This window comes from Pseudomonas fluorescens (genome assembly GCF_041354075.1).
Lineage (GTDB): Bacteria > Pseudomonadota > Gammaproteobacteria > Pseudomonadales > Pseudomonadaceae > Aquipseudomonas > Aquipseudomonas fluorescens_CE.
In genome coordinates this window covers 51,350-66,532 of the sequence record NZ_JARZGC010000004.1, presented here as the reverse complement: position 1 = coordinate 66,532, position 15,183 = coordinate 51,350, and the positions used below count along the sequence as shown (strand labels likewise).

At 51.2% G+C, this 15,183-nt stretch carries 14 protein-coding genes; all 14 read left to right on the top strand.

Features of this window, described 5'->3' with window-relative positions; genetic code table 11:
- Positions 1–11 precede the first annotated feature (11 nt).
- Positions 12–1,124 (top strand): histidinol-phosphate transaminase, encoded by a 1,113-nt coding sequence (gene hisC / locus QIW53_RS06360; protein ID WP_371048794.1) that lies wholly within the window; start codon positions 12–14, stop codon positions 1,122–1,124.
- 28 nt (positions 1,125–1,152) lie between these two features.
- Entirely contained in the window at positions 1,153–3,360 is a 2,208-nt protein-coding gene (locus tag QIW53_RS06355; RefSeq protein ID WP_371049076.1) for a bifunctional prephenate dehydrogenase/3-phosphoshikimate 1-carboxyvinyltransferase, read from the top strand.
- Positions 3,357–4,046 carry a (d)CMP kinase gene (gene cmk / locus QIW53_RS06350; RefSeq protein ID WP_192302015.1) on the top strand — a complete coding sequence of 230 codons (690 nt, stop codon included), beginning with the start codon at positions 3,357–3,359 and terminating at the stop codon, positions 4,044–4,046. Before QIW53_RS06355 ends, cmk begins: the two co-directional genes overlap by 4 nt.
- A 119-nt stretch (positions 4,047–4,165) precedes the next feature.
- Positions 4,166–5,860, top strand: a complete 1,695-nt coding sequence (gene rpsA, locus QIW53_RS06345) for a 30S ribosomal protein S1 (RefSeq protein ID WP_371048792.1) — start codon at positions 4,166–4,168, stop codon at positions 5,858–5,860.
- Positions 5,861–6,040: 180 nt separating this feature from the next.
- On the top strand, positions 6,041–6,319 hold the full coding sequence (locus tag QIW53_RS06340) for a hypothetical protein (protein ID WP_371048791.1): 279 nt from the start codon (positions 6,041–6,043) through the stop codon (positions 6,317–6,319).
- Positions 6,320–6,466: 147 nt separating this feature from the next.
- Positions 6,467–6,757: an integration host factor subunit beta gene (ihfB, locus tag QIW53_RS06335; protein ID WP_371048790.1), complete on the top strand. Its 291-nt coding sequence runs from the start codon at positions 6,467–6,469 to the stop codon at positions 6,755–6,757.
- A 62-nt stretch (positions 6,758–6,819) separates the two neighbouring features.
- A complete protein-coding gene (locus QIW53_RS06330; RefSeq protein ID WP_371049074.1) occupies positions 6,820–7,008 on the top strand; it encodes a lipopolysaccharide assembly protein LapA domain-containing protein in 189 nt (62 codons plus the stop codon).
- A gap of 110 nt (positions 7,009–7,118) precedes the next feature.
- On the top strand, positions 7,119–8,159 hold the full coding sequence (locus QIW53_RS06325) for an LPS O-antigen chain length determinant protein WzzB (RefSeq protein ID WP_371048789.1): 1,041 nt from the start codon (positions 7,119–7,121) through the stop codon (positions 8,157–8,159).
- A gap of 937 nt (positions 8,160–9,096) precedes the next feature.
- Positions 9,097–9,513: a sugar 3,4-ketoisomerase gene (locus QIW53_RS06320; protein WP_371048788.1), complete on the top strand. Its 417-nt coding sequence runs from the start codon at positions 9,097–9,099 to the stop codon at positions 9,511–9,513.
- A complete protein-coding gene (locus tag QIW53_RS06315) occupies positions 9,494–10,672 on the top strand; it encodes an ankyrin repeat domain-containing protein (protein WP_371048787.1) in 1,179 nt (392 codons plus the stop codon). Before QIW53_RS06320 ends, QIW53_RS06315 begins: the two co-directional genes overlap by 20 nt.
- The gene (locus QIW53_RS06310; protein WP_371048786.1) at positions 10,669–11,793 is read left to right on the top strand and encodes a DegT/DnrJ/EryC1/StrS family aminotransferase; all 1,125 of its coding nucleotides are present in this window, start codon (positions 10,669–10,671) and stop codon (positions 11,791–11,793) included. The genes QIW53_RS06315 and QIW53_RS06310 overlap by 4 nt, the downstream gene beginning before the upstream one ends.
- Positions 11,794–11,795: 2 nt before the next feature.
- Positions 11,796–13,046 carry an O-antigen translocase gene (locus QIW53_RS06305; protein WP_371048785.1) on the top strand — a complete coding sequence of 417 codons (1,251 nt, stop codon included), beginning with the start codon at positions 11,796–11,798 and terminating at the stop codon, positions 13,044–13,046.
- Positions 13,047–13,066: 20 nt separating this feature from the next.
- Positions 13,067–14,026, top strand: a complete 960-nt coding sequence (locus tag QIW53_RS06300) for a glycosyltransferase family 2 protein (protein ID WP_371048783.1) — start codon at positions 13,067–13,069, stop codon at positions 14,024–14,026.
- Positions 14,026–15,183, top strand: coding sequence for an O-antigen polymerase (locus tag QIW53_RS06295; protein ID WP_371048781.1), 1,158 nt, complete (start codon positions 14,026–14,028; stop codon positions 15,181–15,183). Before QIW53_RS06300 ends, QIW53_RS06295 begins: the two co-directional genes overlap by 1 nt.

Genomic DNA, 15,183 nt, shown 5'->3' with positions numbered 1-15,183 from the left:
GGGGTAGCAAAATGAGTGGCAACTTCCTCGCCCTGGCGCAGCCGGGCGTGCAACAACTGTCGCCTTACGTCCCGGGCAAGCCTGTGGATGAACTGGCCCGCGAACTGGACATCGATCCGGCGAGCATCGTCAAACTGGCGAGCAACGAAAACCCATTGGGCGCCAGCCCAAAGGCGCTGGCCGCGATTCGCGATGAGCTGGCCGAGCTGACCCGCTACCCGGACGGCAACGGTTTTGCGCTCAAGACACTGCTGGCCGAGCAATGCCGCGTCGAGCTGAATCAGGTGACGCTGGGCAACGGTTCCAACGACATCCTGGAACTGGTCGCCCGCGCTTACCTGGCGCCGGGCCTCAACGCCGTGTTCAGTGAACATGCGTTCGCCGTCTATCCGATCGCCACACAGGCCGTCGGCGCCACGGCCAAGGTGATTCCGGCGAAAAACTGGGGTCACGATCTGCCGGCCATGCTGGCCGCGATCGACGCCGATACCCGCGTGGTCTTCATCGCCAACCCGAACAACCCGACCGGGACCTGGTTCGACGCCGAGGCGCTGGACGAATTCCTGCAGGACGTGCCGGAGCATGTGCTGGTGGTGCTGGACGAGGCCTACATCGAGTACGCCGAGGGCAGCGACCTGCCGGACGGCCTCGACTTCCTGGCGGCTTACCCGAACCTGCTGGTGTCGCGCACCTTCTCCAAGGCCTATGGCCTGGCGTCGTTGCGCGTGGGGTATGGCTTGTCCACTGCGGTCGTCGCCGATGTACTGAACCGTGTGCGTCAGCCGTTCAACGTCAACAGCCTGGCCCTGGCCGCCGCGTGTGCCGCGTTGCAGGACGAAGCGTACCTGGCTGAAAGCCGCCGTCTGAACGAAGCCGGCATGCAGCAGCTTGAGGCAGGCTTCCGTGAGTTGGGGCTGAGCTGGATCCCCTCCAAGGGCAACTTTATCTGCGTCGACCTGGGGCGTGTGGCGGCTCCGGTGTTCCAGGGCCTGTTGCGCGAAGGTGTGATTGTGCGCCCGGTGGCCAACTACGGCATGCCGAACCACCTGCGCGTCACCATCGGCCTGCCGGCGGAAAACAGCCGCTTCCTCGAGGCGCTGACCAAGGTCCTGGCTCGTGGTTGATGTCACCGCAGCGCAATCTGCCGAGCCTGTGATCGGTCGCCTGGTGGTGGTCGGTCTGGGCTTGATCGGCGGTTCGTTCGCCAAGGGCCTGCGTGAAAGCGGTCTTTGCCGCGAAGTGGTCGGTGTCGACCTCGATCCGCAATCGCGCAAGCTCGCGGTTGAATTGGGCGTGGTCGACCGTTGTGAAGAGGACCTGGTGCGAGCTTGCCAGGGCGCCGACGTGATTCAGTTGGCCGTTCCGATCCTGGCCATGGAGAAGCTGCTGGGCCGCCTGGCCGGCGTGGATCTGGGGCGGGCGATTCTGACCGATGTCGGCAGTGCCAAGGGTAACGTCGTGCGCGCGGCCACTGAAGCATTTGGTGGCATGCCGGCGAATTTCGTGCCGGGTCATCCGATCGCCGGTTCCGAGCAGAGCGGGGTCGAGGCTTCCAACGGCGAATTGTTCCGTCGTCACAAGGTGATCCTGACCCCGCTTGCGCAAACCGATCCGACGGCGCTGGCGCTGGTTGACCGCTTGTGGCGTGAACTGGGCGCCGATGTCGAGCACATGCAGGTCGAGCGTCACGACGAAGTCCTGGCAGCGACCAGTCACCTGCCGCACCTGCTGGCGTTCGGCCTGGTTGATTCGTTGGCCAAGCGCAATGAAAACCTGGAGATCTTCCGCTACGCTGCCGGCGGTTTCCGCGATTTCACGAGAATCGCGGGGAGTGACCCGGTCATGTGGCATGACATCTTCCTCGCCAACCGCGAAGCTGTCCTGCGCACACTCGATACATTTCGCAGCGACCTCGACGCCTTGCGCGACGCGGTCGATGCAGGGGATGGGCACCAGTTGTTGGGCGTCTTCACTCGCGCCCGGGTTGCCCGCGAACATTTCAGTAAAATCCTGGCCCGCCGGGCTTATGTGGACGCTATGAACTCCAACGACCTGATTTTCCTGGGACAACCGGGTGGCCGCCTGACTGGGCGGATTCGTGTACCGGGCGACAAATCGATTTCCCACCGCTCGATCATGCTGGGCTCACTGGCTGAAGGCGTGACCGAAGTCGAGGGCTTCCTCGAGGGTGAAGACGCCCTGGCGACCTTGCAGGCTTTCCGTGACATGGGCGTCGTGATCGAAGGGCCGCACCATGGTCGCGTGACCATCCACGGCGTCGGCCTGCATGGCTTGAAACCAGCGCCGGGCCCGATCTACCTGGGCAACTCCGGTACTTCGATGCGCCTGCTGTCCGGCCTGCTGGCTGCGCAGAATTTCGACAGCACCCTGACCGGCGATGCGTCGCTGTCCAAGCGTCCGATGAATCGTGTGGCCAATCCGCTGCGTGAAATGGGCGCCGTGATCGAGACCGCTGCGGAAGGTCGCCCACCGATGACCATTCGTGGCGGCCACGCGCTCAAAGGCCTGACCTACACCATGCCGATGGCCAGCGCCCAGGTTAAGTCCTGCCTGCTGCTGGCGGGCCTGTACGCCGAAGGCAAGACCACCGTGACCGAGCCTGCACCGACTCGCGACCACACCGAGCGCATGCTGCGTGGTTTCGGTTGCCCGGTCAGCGTCGACGGTGCGACGGCGTCGGTGGAGTCCGGGCACAAGCTGACGGCCACGCACATTGAAGTGCCAGGCGACATCTCGTCTTCGGCGTTCTTCCTGGTGGCGGCGTCGATCGCCGAGGGTTCCGAGCTGGTGCTCGAGCACGTCGGAATCAACCCGACCCGCACCGGCGTGATCGACATCCTGCGCCTCATGGGGGCGGACATCACCCTGGAAAACCAGCGTGAAGTCGGTGGCGAGCCAGTGGCGGACTTGCGCGTGCGTGCAGCTAAACTCAAGGGTATCGAGATTCCCGAAGCGCTGGTGCCATTGGCCATTGACGAGTTCCCGGTGCTGTTCGTGGCCGCAGCCTGTGCCGAAGGGCGCACCGTGCTGCGTGGCGCTGAGGAGCTACGCGTCAAGGAGTCCGACCGGATCCAGGTAATGGCCGATGGCTTGCTGGCGCTGGGCGTCAAGTGCGAACCGACGCCGGACGGCATTATCATCGACGGCGGCTCGATCGGCGGCGGCGAAGTGCACGGTCACGGCGATCACCGGATCGCCATGGCGTTCAGCGTGGCTTCACTGCGCGCTACCGCACCGATCCGGATCCATGATTGCGCCAACGTCGCGACTTCGTTCCCGAATTTCCTGGCGCTGTGTGCCCAGGTCGGTATCCGTGTTGCACAAGAGGCTCAGTCGTGAAAAACATCGCACCGGTCATCACCATCGATGGGCCAAGCGGCTCTGGCAAGGGCACAGTCGCCGGGATCCTGGCCAAGCGCCTGGGCTGGAACCTGCTGGATTCCGGTGCGCTTTACCGTTTGCTGGCCTTTGCCGCGCATAACCATGGCGTGGACCTGACCAACGAAGAGTTGCTGAAGAAACTCGCCGCTCATCTGGATGTGCAATTCATCGCGGCGACCGACGGTCAGTTGCAACGCATCATTCTGGAAGGCGACGAAGTCAGCGATGTGATCCGTACGGAGAGCGTCGGTTCCGGTGCTTCCCAGGTGGCGGCTTTGCCCGCCGTGCGTGAGGCGTTGCTGCAGCGTCAGCGTGCATTTCAGGAAGCACCCGGCCTGGTGGCCGATGGCCGCGACATGGGGACGGTGGTTTTTCCGGACGCGCCACTGAAGATTTTCCTCACTGCCAGTGCCGAGGAGCGCGCGCGCCGTCGATACTTGCAGTTGAAGGGAAAAGTCGATGGTGTTAGTCTGTCGAGTCTGCTAGATGAGATACGTGCGCGCGATGAGCGCGACACCCAGCGAGCGGTAGCCCCGCTCAAGCCGGCGGCCGACGCCATTCAGCTGGATTCCACGGAATTGTCCATCGATCAGGTGCTGGAACGCATCATGAGTGAGATCGCGCTTCGCGATATCGCCGGGTGACCAAGAGGGCCACAGGGGACCAGTCATAGTCCTGCGGCGCTTCTTTTAAATGAAACCAACCCACATCGTCTGGGATGCGGAAATGGGCGTATTCTTCGCCCTTATCTACAGGAATTAAAATGAGCGAAAGCTTTGCGGAACTCTTTGAAGAAAGCCTAAAAACCCTGAACCTTCAGGCTGGCTCCATCATCACCGGTGTTATCGTTGATATCGATTACCAAGCTCGCTGGGTAACCGTTCACGCTGGCCTGAAGTCTGAAGCACTCATCCCGCTTGAGCAGTTCTACAACGACGCTGGCGATCTGACTATCAATGTCGGTGACGAAGTTCACGTTGCTCTGGACTCGGTTGAAGACGGCTTTGGTGAAACCAAGCTGTCCCGTGAAAAAGCCAAGCGCGCTGAATGCTGGATTGTTCTGGAAGCAGCCTTCGCAGCCGAAGAAGTGGTCAAGGGCGTTATCAACGGTAAGGTTAAAGGCGGCTTCACTGTCGACGTTAACGGCATCCGTGCGTTCCTGCCAGGTTCTCTGGTTGACGTCCGTCCAGTGCGCGACACCACGCACCTGGAAGGCAAAGAGCTGGAATTCAAGGTCATCAAGCTGGACCAGAAGCGCAACAACGTTGTCGTTTCCCGTCGCAGCGTCCTCGAAGCCGAGAACTCCGCCGAGCGTGAAGCTCTGCTGGAATCCCTGCAGGAAGGCCAACAAGTCAAAGGTATCGTCAAGAACCTCACCGATTACGGCGCATTCGTCGATCTGGGTGGCGTCGATGGCCTGCTGCACATTACCGACATGGCTTGGAAACGCATCAAGCATCCTTCCGAAATCGTCAACGTTGGCGACGAGATCGATGTCAAGGTTCTGAAGTACGATCGCGAGCGCAATCGTGTTTCCCTGGGCCTGAAGCAACTGGGCGAAGATCCATGGGTTGCTATCAAAGCCCGTTACCCAGAAAGCACTCGCGTTACCGCTCGTGTAACCAACCTGACCGACTACGGCTGCTTCGCTGAGCTGGAAGAGGGCGTTGAAGGTCTGGTACACGTTTCGGAAATGGACTGGACCAACAAGAACATCCACCCTTCGAAAGTCGTACAAGTCGGCGACGAAGTGGAAGTCATGGTTCTGGACATCGACGAAGAGCGTCGTCGTATCTCCCTCGGCATCAAACAGTGCAAGTCCAACCCATGGGAAGACTTCTCTGGCCAGTTCAACAAGGGCGATAAAATCTCCGGCACCATCAAGTCGATCACCGATTTCGGTATCTTCATTGGTCTGGACGGCGGCATCGACGGTCTGGTTCACCTGTCCGACATCTCCTGGAACGAAGTGGGCGAAGAAGCCGTTCGCCGCTTCAAGAAGGGCGACGAGCTGGACACCGTTATCCTGTCGGTTGACCCAGAGCGCGAGCGCATCTCCCTGGGTATCAAGCAACTGGAAAGCGATCCGTTCTCCGAGTACGTCTCGGTTAACGACAAAGGCGCCATCGTTAAAGGCACTGTGAAAGAAGTTGACGCCAAAGGCGCCATCATCGTTCTGGCCGACGATATCGAAGCGACTCTGAAAGCCTCCGAAATCAGCCGTGACCGCGTTGAAGACGCGCGCAACGTTCTGAAAGAAGGCGAAGAAGTAGAAGCCAAGATCATCAGCGTTGACCGCAAGAGCCGCGTAATCCAGCTGTCGATCAAGTCGAAAGACGTGGAAGACGAGAAAGAAGCCATCCAGAGCCTGCGCGACAAGCCAGTAGCTTCGGATGCTCCAGTAGCCACCACCCTGGGTGACCTGCTGCGTGCTGCACAAGCGGAAAAACAGAACTAAGTTCTGACTTTCTGTGAAAAAGGGCGACTTCGGTCGCCCTTTTTTGTGGGCGGGATTTGGTGCTTGAAACCAAATGACTCGCACGGTTGTCTCTTTCTTTAATTGGATCAACCGCTTATTGGCGTCTATGCTCTATACCGAAAGCAGCGGTCAGGTGTCGTGCCAGGCCTAAGGAAGGCAATGAACAAGCTCATTATCGTAATTGCGGTGCTCGTCCTGGTGGGGTGCACGACGAGCGCCAAGACCCACGCAGTACGTGGGGTAAGCGGTATCGAGGTCGACTGCTCAGGGTTGGGCTCCGGGTGGGAGAAGTGCCGTAACCGAGCTACGAAGGAGTGCAAGGGAGCTGGTTACAAGGTCATCGCCAGATCCGATGATGCCAAGGACGAAGATGCGTATCCATTCGGCTTCAATCCCGCAGGGTTCGTCACGCGAACAATGCTGGTGATGTGCAGATAGCGAATGATTGAGTCGCTGGCGCTGGTTAAAATGTAACGTTATATGGCTGATAATTGTGCCCGCTTATTTGGGCTGTTCAAATACCGCTGGTCATGCTAAAACCTTTTGAAGCGATTTTCCTAGCTGCTTGAAAAAGAAGGGAAAAATATGACGAAGTCGGAGTTGATCGAGCGAATAGTCACCCATCAAGGGTTGCTCTCATCCAAGGATGTGGAGTTGGCTATCAAGACTATGCTTGAACAGATGTCACAGTGCCTGGCGACTGGGGATCGGATAGAGATTCGGGGGTTTGGCAGCTTTTCGTTGCACTACCGTGCGCCGCGAGTGGGGCGGAATCCGAAGACTGGGCAGTCGGTGAGTCTTGATGGGAAATTTGTGCCGCATTTCAAGCCAGGGAAGGAGTTAAGAGACCGCGTCAATGAGGAGGAAGATGATTGAGCACCTTGGTAGGAGGAAAGCGGACTCGGCGGAGGCTGAAGCTCGCAATTTCGTTAGCTTCAATGTTGATTGTCGCTGTGGCAACGTTGGTTTTTATGCTTGAGAATCCCACTCCTGTCAGCGTGTCTTTTCTTGGGTGGTCTACACCTCACTTACCCATCTCCTTGTTTCTCGTCATCAGTATGCTCACTGGATTGGTCTTAGGCCCGTTTTTTACTTTATATACCGTCATGCGTAAGCGGAATCTCTGATGTGGGCTAAATTAAATCGTGTGTTGCGCTTCGGCGTGGCCGCACTTTCCAACGTTTTATGTAATTAGACTAAAATTCTAAAATCTTCTCAATCAGGGACGTATTTTTTCATGCAGCAGCATATGCGGAATGATCTGCAAGATGAAGCTATTGATATTTTTGCTCTAATTCGGGCTTTATGGGCAAAAAAATGGCTAATCGTCGGCATCGCTGTTTTAGTGACATCCGCGGTCTCGCTTTACGCATTTAAGTTAAAGCCTGTATATGAAGCTAAAATCCTCACGCTGCCGCCGACTGAAAGTGGTTTGGTTGCTCTGAACTCTGGCCGAGGGCCTGGAACGGATCTAAATCCTTATAAGGTTAAGGATGTGTCGGATGTGTTCGGGCACAAGCTGATGGATGAGTCTCAGCGGCGAGCATTTTTCAATGAGGTTTTCTTTCCCAGATTGTCCGACGAAGAGAAAAAGGCACCTAAAGATCGGCTTTATCAGCATTTTTCGAGGCAACTGACGGTCCTGGTATTAGGTAAGGATCAGGATCGTTATTCTATCTCCTTTCGGGGGTCGAGCCCGACAGAGGCATCTTATTGGGTGCGCGCCTACGTTGATCGCGCTGATAGCGAATCAAAAAAGGAAATAATCACCAATGCTTCTGGTGAAGCTCAGATGAACATACGCGATATTTCTGAGCAGATCAATCGCCTCCGAGAGGCAGCAATAGGGCAACGCGAGGACCAGATTCTAATTCTCGGCGAGGCCTTGAATATTGCAAAAATGATAAATCTCAAACGTCCTTTGGTTTCTAGTGGCAACACTGTCGCAGAGGTACGAACAGGGGCTGACGGCCCCGCGCTTTATATGCGCGGAAGTGAGGCAATCGAAGCGGAAATAAGAAATCTGAAACAACGGGTTTCAGATGATCCATTTATTGCTGGATTGCGTCCACTGCAAGCTAAACTTAGTTCCCTTAATCATGTAGCTATTGATGAATCGAAAGTTTCGGTGTATCGCCAAGACGGAGCGGTTTATGTACCAGACAGTCGGATCAGTTCGAAGCGGGGCCTGTTTATCGCGATGGGCGGAATTTTAGGCTTGATGCTCGGTGCGCTGACCGTTAGTGCGCTATATTTTCTGGGAAAACACAGGCGGTGAGATTGTTGTCACGTCAAATGTACCCCATAGATTTCCAGTCGCGCCCTGCAATGGTGAGTGCTGAAATTTTTTAGTAAGAGGGGGACCGCTAATTTTGCGGCAGGCATCAGCCCCTTTTTTTTGCTCTGTATCTCATATCAAGGTGCATAATGGCAGACGCTGCAGCGTGTCGAAAAATCCTGATATAAATTCGCTCGCGATACATGTTGTTTTCACAGGGTTTTAGGATAAATTTCCGGCGCCTCCGAGAAGCACCTTGATTCAACGACAAGCATTCTCAATTGAACCGGGAGCTTGCGATGGGCACTGAAAGATCGCCACGAGTGAAATTACTGGGACTCGATTTGAGCAGGGTTCTGGCGCGATGCGTTGGTATGAGGCCGGAAATTGGGCGGGCCGGGGCTGAACCTTGCGAAAAATCTAATAACATTGCGTTGCCAGTTAAGAGATAATGTCGCCTCGCATTCGCTCAACTCGACGAGTGGAGACGCAGTCCTGGAGGTGGATGAATCAGCTCAATCACGCATTCACCTACCCGAGCGAGATCAGGAAGAGCTGCGGACAGGCTTTTGCTGCTGTGTTTTCTGCTGAATCATCAAGGTGATCCAAATACTCACCCTTGATTGGAAGCCCGCTGATGCTACGGCGTTGGCTGAAGGGGGACAAGCAAGCAGTTTTTACACAAAATCACAGAAAATTCAGGAGGGTGGCGCCACCGCAAGCCTTGGATGGGTTGGCACGACATGTGAAATCGCTGAGAAATGTTGGTAATGCACGCGCACATTGTCGAGCAAATTACAGCCAAGAATCGACATCGGTGGGATCTTCAGCACCTATATTGGATTTTTCTGGCTGCAGTTGTAGTTGACGCTTGGCCATTTCGAAATACCAACGTAGGGATCCACTCGAAAAATGGTAAGGTTTAATTGGAACGCTTATGAGTTTAATAAAATTTTTAGATATTAAAACGCTTGGAGATGAACGAGGGCAACTGGTTGTCCTGGAAAATAATATAAACGTTCCTTTTGAGATAAAAAGAGCCTATTACCTTACTGGTACCCTCGAAGGTGTGCCCCGAGGTTTTCATGCCCATAAAGAGTTAATCCAAGTAGCAGTGTGTGTTTCTGGCCGTTGCCTAATGAAGCTAGACGATGGCAGTACGGAGGAAAGCGTTTGGCTGGATTCTCCTGATAAAGTGATAATGATAGAAAAGATGATTTGGCATGAGATGCATTCTTTTTCTCCGGACTGCGTGCTTCTCGTCCTTGCGAGCGATCTATATGACGAGAATGATTACATAAGGGATTATCAGAAATTTATGGAAGCGTTGAAACATGATAGTCATAGCAGGTAAGAACAACATCGCGGTACATGCGCTGAACGTACTGCTTAACAGGTTTCCTGTTTCAGATATCGCTGTTGTATTAAATGCTACCGATGACGGAATAGATGGTTGGCAGCTGTCGTTCAGAAAAAAAAGCGAAGAATTGGGCGTTAAGATCATTTCTCTTGAACTGGCTGAACAAGCAGCGGACGTTTTCATTTCGCTCGAGTTTGATCGAATAGTAAAGCCCGCGCGATTTCGCGACGCTTCAAAGATATTCAATATACATTTTTCGGCGTTACCCTCTTACAAAGGGATGTATACATCGATTTGGCCGATCCTTCACGGGGATGAGCGGTCTGCGGTTACCCTCCATCGTATTGACGCAGGCATTGACACTGGCGAAATTGTTGACCAGATCTTTTTCGACCTTGTAGAAAGTGACTCTTCTAAAGATCTGTATTTAAAGTATATTGACAATGCTATTGCCCTGCTCGATAAAAATATAAGTTCCATTATTTCTGGTGACGTGGTTTCTGAAAATCAAGAAGCGAAAGGGTCTAGTTACTTTTCAAAAACATCCATAGACTTTGCGAAGCTAAACTTTAACTTCTATCAAACCGCTTGGCAAATTGGACGCTTCCTGAAAGCTTTTGCATTTAGAAATTATCAGATGCCTTCATGGAACGGCGAGGTATATTGCAATTATGAGATTCTTGCCACTGGTTCAACCGCGCGACCAGGGACAATTTTAGAGACGCATGAGCTTTACACAACAGTTTCTACAATTGATTACGACTTGCGGTTATTCAAAGACAAACACCACCAGGTTTTCGAGTCTGTCACATTGGGCTATCTACCAGTTACTCGCCGTCTTATCCATAACATCGTCAATATCAATGATCGGAATGATAAATCGTGGACGTTATTGATGGTCGCAGCGTACCACGGTCATTCTGACCTAATTAAATTTTTATTGGATGAGGGCGCTGATATAAATGGCCGAAATTACAAGGGGACGACAGTGCTGATGTACGCGAAGGATTGGGCATTGAAAAATAATAATACAGACCAGTTCAAAATGTTAATCGAGCGCGGTGCGAATCTCTCTTTGAGGGACTATACCAATAAATCATTGTCTGATTACTTGTCGTTGGAAGAGTCAAGGATCATGGGGGTCGTGGCATGATTAAGTTTTTAGATCTGCAAGCTATAAATGCTCAACATCGAGACGAGTTGATAGAAGCCGCAACTCAAGTTATTGATTCAGGATGGTATATCCAAGGCCAATTGTTAGATAAATTTGAGAAGAGTTTCAGCGATTATGTTGGAACGAGCAGCTCGCTTGGCGTTGCCAATGGACTTGATGCCCTTATTTTAACGCTCAGGGCCTGGAAGCTACTTGGTCGTTTGCGAGACGGTGATGAAGTCTTGGTACCGGCGAATACGTATATCGCAAGTATTCTTGCTATAACTGAAAATCAGCTCACCCCAGTGCTGATCGAACCGAACAAGAATACTTACAATATATGCGTTGAGAACGCCGAAGCTGCAATTACATCCCGTACTAAGGCAATATTGCCGGTGCATCTTTATGGCCAGCTCTGCGATATGCCAGCAATTCTAGAGCTTGCGCGGAAGCACGGTTTACTCATATTAGAGGATTGTGCCCAAGCACATGGTGCGAGTCTGGAGGGGCTTCGAGCAGGTGCTTGGGGAGATGCCGGCGCTTTTAGTTTTTATCCGGGTAAAAATCTTGGGGCTCTCGGAGATGCTGGTGCGATTAGCGCTAGCGATTCCGAGTTAATTAAGACTATCAAAGCTCTGAGAAATTACGGGTCTCATGAGAAATATCTAAATATCTACAAAGGGCTAAACAGCCGTTTGGATGAAATACAGGCAGCCATGCTTTCAGTCAAGCTGAAGTATCTGGATTCGGAGACCGATCACCGACGGACTATTGCAGACTTGTATATCAAAAATATTGTGAATGAAGCGTTGGTTTTACCCATGGGCAGAAGTAGCGATATTTTAAATAATAAGGCTCATGTCTGGCATTTGTTTGTATTAAGAACCCGAGAACGAAGCGCGTTTCAAAAGCATTTGCATGAAAGCGGTGTACAAACCTTAATTCATTATCCGATCCCGCCTCATAAACAATTAGCGTATTCGGAGTATAAGCATATTTCTCTACCGCTCACGGAAAAGCTGCATGAGGAAGTGATAAGTCTACCATTGAGCCCACTTATGAGTCTCGATGATGCATATAAGGTAATCGATGTATGTAATAGTTTTGTCGGACGTGAATGATAATGACGCTTCTTCGCACTAGCCTGTGGAACGGAATCGCTGTGCTCGTAAAGATGCTGACGCTGCTCGGAATAAATAAGGTGCTCGCCATTTATGTTGGGCCTGTGGGATACGCGACTGTAGGACAGTTTCAGAATGCTGTTCAAATGATTACGGTGTTTGCCAGCGGTGCTATCAATACCGGTGTCACGAAATATACTGCTGAACATGCTGGAGATGCTAAATCACTTGTCGCTCTTTGGCGCACTGCGGGTACCATTACGATTTTTGGATCAATCGTTACCGGGATATTTGTAGCACTGTTTAGTTCCCCCCTTGCGTTATATTTTCTGGGGGGTGTTGAGTACAAATTCGTATTTGTTTGCTTGGCGTCAACGCTGCTCATGCTCACGTTGAATTCTCTGTTTCTTGCTATTCTAAACGGTAAGAAAGAAATACGGGGGTACGTTATAGCTAATATTGCCGGGAGCTTGTTTGCGCTCTTAATTACCTGTGTTTTGGCGGTGGTATATGGTTTGTACGGCGCATTAATTGCGTTGGCTACTTATCAAGCGGCAGCGTTTCTTGCCACGGTGTTGGTTTGCAAGGGGACAGATTGGTTCGCTGTAAAGAACTTTTACGGAGCTGTAGACAAAGTCATAGCAACAAATCTCGGGAAATTTGTTCTGATGGCGTTAACGTCCGCAATATGCGCACCCTTGGCTCAGATCATCATCCGTAGTCATCTTAGCGAAAAATTTGGCTTGCAGGAGGCGGGCTATTGGGAGGCAATGTGGCGATTAAGTGCAGCGTACCTCATGTTCGTTACAACGACCTTGAGCGTGTATCTTCTTCCACGTCTTTCGGAAATAGATAACAAAAGTGAATTAAGATCGGAGATTCTGCAGAGCTATAAACTAATTATTCCCGCGGTCATAGTCGGTAGTATCATAATTTATGTATTACGAGATTTCATAATCACGCTGCTATTTGCCGCCAACTTTTCCCCCATGAGAGACTTTTTTGCCTGGCAAATGATTGGAGATACGTTGAAGATTGGTGGTTGGCTTCTGGCGTATTTGATGTTAGGTAAAGCCATGTATAAACTCTACGTCATAGCGGAATTGGTTTATGCGTTTGGTTTCGTCGGTCTGGCTTTTCTTTTTACCAATTGGTTCGGGTCAATCGGTGTAGCCATGGCCCATACAGCTATTTATGTTGTTTATTGGGTGGTGGTTGGGTATGCGACCTATCCGATGTTGAATGACAAATGATTATGAAATTGAGGTGATTGATGTACCAACCTAAGGTTTCGGTAATAATATTTACCTATAATCAAGAAGATTTGATTTCAGCGACTATCGATAGTGTGTTGGCGCAGGATTACTCGAATATCGAAATCGTCGTCGCGGATGACGCCTCAACCGATGGTACAGCAGCGGTGATTAAGAAGTATGAGCTTGATCACCCAGGGAAGGTTGTAGGTATTTATAATAAATCTAATCTCGGAATCACCGGGAATTCGAATGTTGCCTTCTTCGCTAGCACGGGTGAATTAATCGCGGTGTTAGGGGGCGATGACTTGTTTCTTCCTGGTAAGATATCGGCTCAGGCGGCGTTATTCGTTGATCCCGAAGTTTCAATTTCTTATCACCCAATTGAGATTTTCCAGCACCAGACCGACGAGGTGTTATTTACAACAAACTCCACGAAAAACGAGCAAATATCGGATGTCTACGATCTTATAGCCAAGGGTGGAATTCCAGGTGCGTCATCGGTGATGGTAAGAAGATCAGCCTGCCCTGAGCATGGCTTCGATCCGGCTTTTCCGGTTGTCTCGGATTGGATCTTCTCTATTGAAGTTGCAATGAATGGGAAGATTAAAGAGCTTCCGGGTATTTATGGTCGCTACCGTAAACATGGATTTGGCGCGAGTGACCGTTCCTACGAACTGCTTGATGAGTCCTTGAATGCGCTGACAGTGATCAGCAATCGATATCCTGACGACGAAAAACTGCAAAAAGCATGTCAGCGTGGTGGATATCGATATGTTCTCGGAGAGCTTTTCAGGCAAGTGACTAAAAAAAATGTTCAGAAAATAACGTCTTTACAGCCGTATTTATTAAGATATTCATCTGGGCCTAAACGATTGGTCTCCAAGGCACTAATCAGGGTTCTGTCCAGTCCAATGTTGCTATCAGTGATCAATGGCCCACTGTTGGCCATGAAAAATTTTTTAAAGCGGAATATCTGATGATTAACCCAGTCTTGATTTATGTTGGAACATGGTTGTTCGTTCTTTTACTTTATCTACTGGGTTTAACATCGAATTTAGTACCTGTGCCTGTAATCGGGATGTTTGTTATTGTTCTGAATTTGTTAGGCATCGGTCTGATATATATGTTGTTAACAGGTGGGCGTGCGTTAAGGCCTGTAGTTTGCAGAGACGAATTATATATAGCAATTGTACGTCGGTTTTTGAAGTTTTGTATCTTTATGTGGGCGATCGGCACAGCAGTTGAGATTTACGTGGGGCGAGGGTTTCCACTTTATTGGAGGTATACAGGTGACGTTAGGTTGTATACGGATTTCGGAATCCCGTCGTTTCATGGGGTGATGAATGCGCTGTATCTGCAATCACTTTCGATGGCAGCTTACTTGCTGCTGAAGTTAAAGCAGAAGAGATGGTTGCTCTTGGCGCTAATTTTGTTGTCTTGGCCAGTGGCAATGTTGGGCAGGGGGATTCTGTTAAGCGGCCTTCTTCAAATGACTTGTGTATGGTTGCTGCTGACGAGAGTGACACTCCGAAAATTCGGAATGATAATAGCCGGAGCTCTTGCGGTGGTTGTTGTATTTGGGCTGATTGGAGATATGAGGCAAACGGAAAACCCTTTCGCGTATATCGTTAATGAAAACGCCAAGGAAATTTTCAGCACGCTTCCGAGCGGCTTCCTTTGGTTTTACGTTTATTTGACAGCCGGACTTAGCAATTTTTTCTACAATATCGACTCTGTAATTCCGACATGGAATTTCACCTATTCGATGTCAAATATGCTTCCATCAGTGGTGCGCAGTTACCTGGATTTGGATCCTCGGAATGATATGTTCGAGTTTGTTGATGCTAATTTAAATACTTCAACCATATATGCTGGATCAGTTTCTGATTTCGGGCCCTTGGGAGGATTTCTCACTGTCAGCTTGGTGCAGTTCGTGTGTTGCTATATATATATCATAGCGAAACAGGGTCGCCCATGGGGCTTGTTTGCTTATACCGTAGCATTTCAAATACTCATTTTTTCAGTTTTTTATGACATGTTTTTTCTGCTGCCAACATTGTTTCAGTTTGCGATATGCTTGCTTTTGTATCTATACTACGCGTTTAGCGTAAGCGCAAAGCTTTCTCGTAAATAA

Coding starts and splice junctions, on each gene's coding strand:
- hisC (WP_371048794.1), top strand. CDS start 12: ATGAGTGGCAACTTCCTCGCCCTGGCGCAGCCGGGCGTGCAACAACTG.
- rpsA (WP_371048792.1), top strand. CDS start 4,166: ATGAGCGAAAGCTTTGCGGAACTCTTTGAAGAAAGCCTAAAAACCCTG.
- QIW53_RS06340 (WP_371048791.1), top strand. CDS start 6,041: ATGAACAAGCTCATTATCGTAATTGCGGTGCTCGTCCTGGTGGGGTGC.
- ihfB (WP_371048790.1), top strand. CDS start 6,467: ATGACGAAGTCGGAGTTGATCGAGCGAATAGTCACCCATCAAGGGTTG.
- QIW53_RS06330 (WP_371049074.1), top strand. CDS start 6,820: ATGTTGATTGTCGCTGTGGCAACGTTGGTTTTTATGCTTGAGAATCCC.
- QIW53_RS06325 (WP_371048789.1), top strand. CDS start 7,119: ATGCAGCAGCATATGCGGAATGATCTGCAAGATGAAGCTATTGATATT.
- QIW53_RS06320 (WP_371048788.1), top strand. CDS start 9,097: ATGAGTTTAATAAAATTTTTAGATATTAAAACGCTTGGAGATGAACGA.
- QIW53_RS06315 (WP_371048787.1), top strand. CDS start 9,494: ATGATAGTCATAGCAGGTAAGAACAACATCGCGGTACATGCGCTGAAC.
- QIW53_RS06310 (WP_371048786.1), top strand. CDS start 10,669: ATGATTAAGTTTTTAGATCTGCAAGCTATAAATGCTCAACATCGAGAC.
- QIW53_RS06305 (WP_371048785.1), top strand. CDS start 11,796: ATGACGCTTCTTCGCACTAGCCTGTGGAACGGAATCGCTGTGCTCGTA.
- QIW53_RS06300 (WP_371048783.1), top strand. CDS start 13,067: ATGTACCAACCTAAGGTTTCGGTAATAATATTTACCTATAATCAAGAA.
- QIW53_RS06295 (WP_371048781.1), top strand. CDS start 14,026: ATGATTAACCCAGTCTTGATTTATGTTGGAACATGGTTGTTCGTTCTT.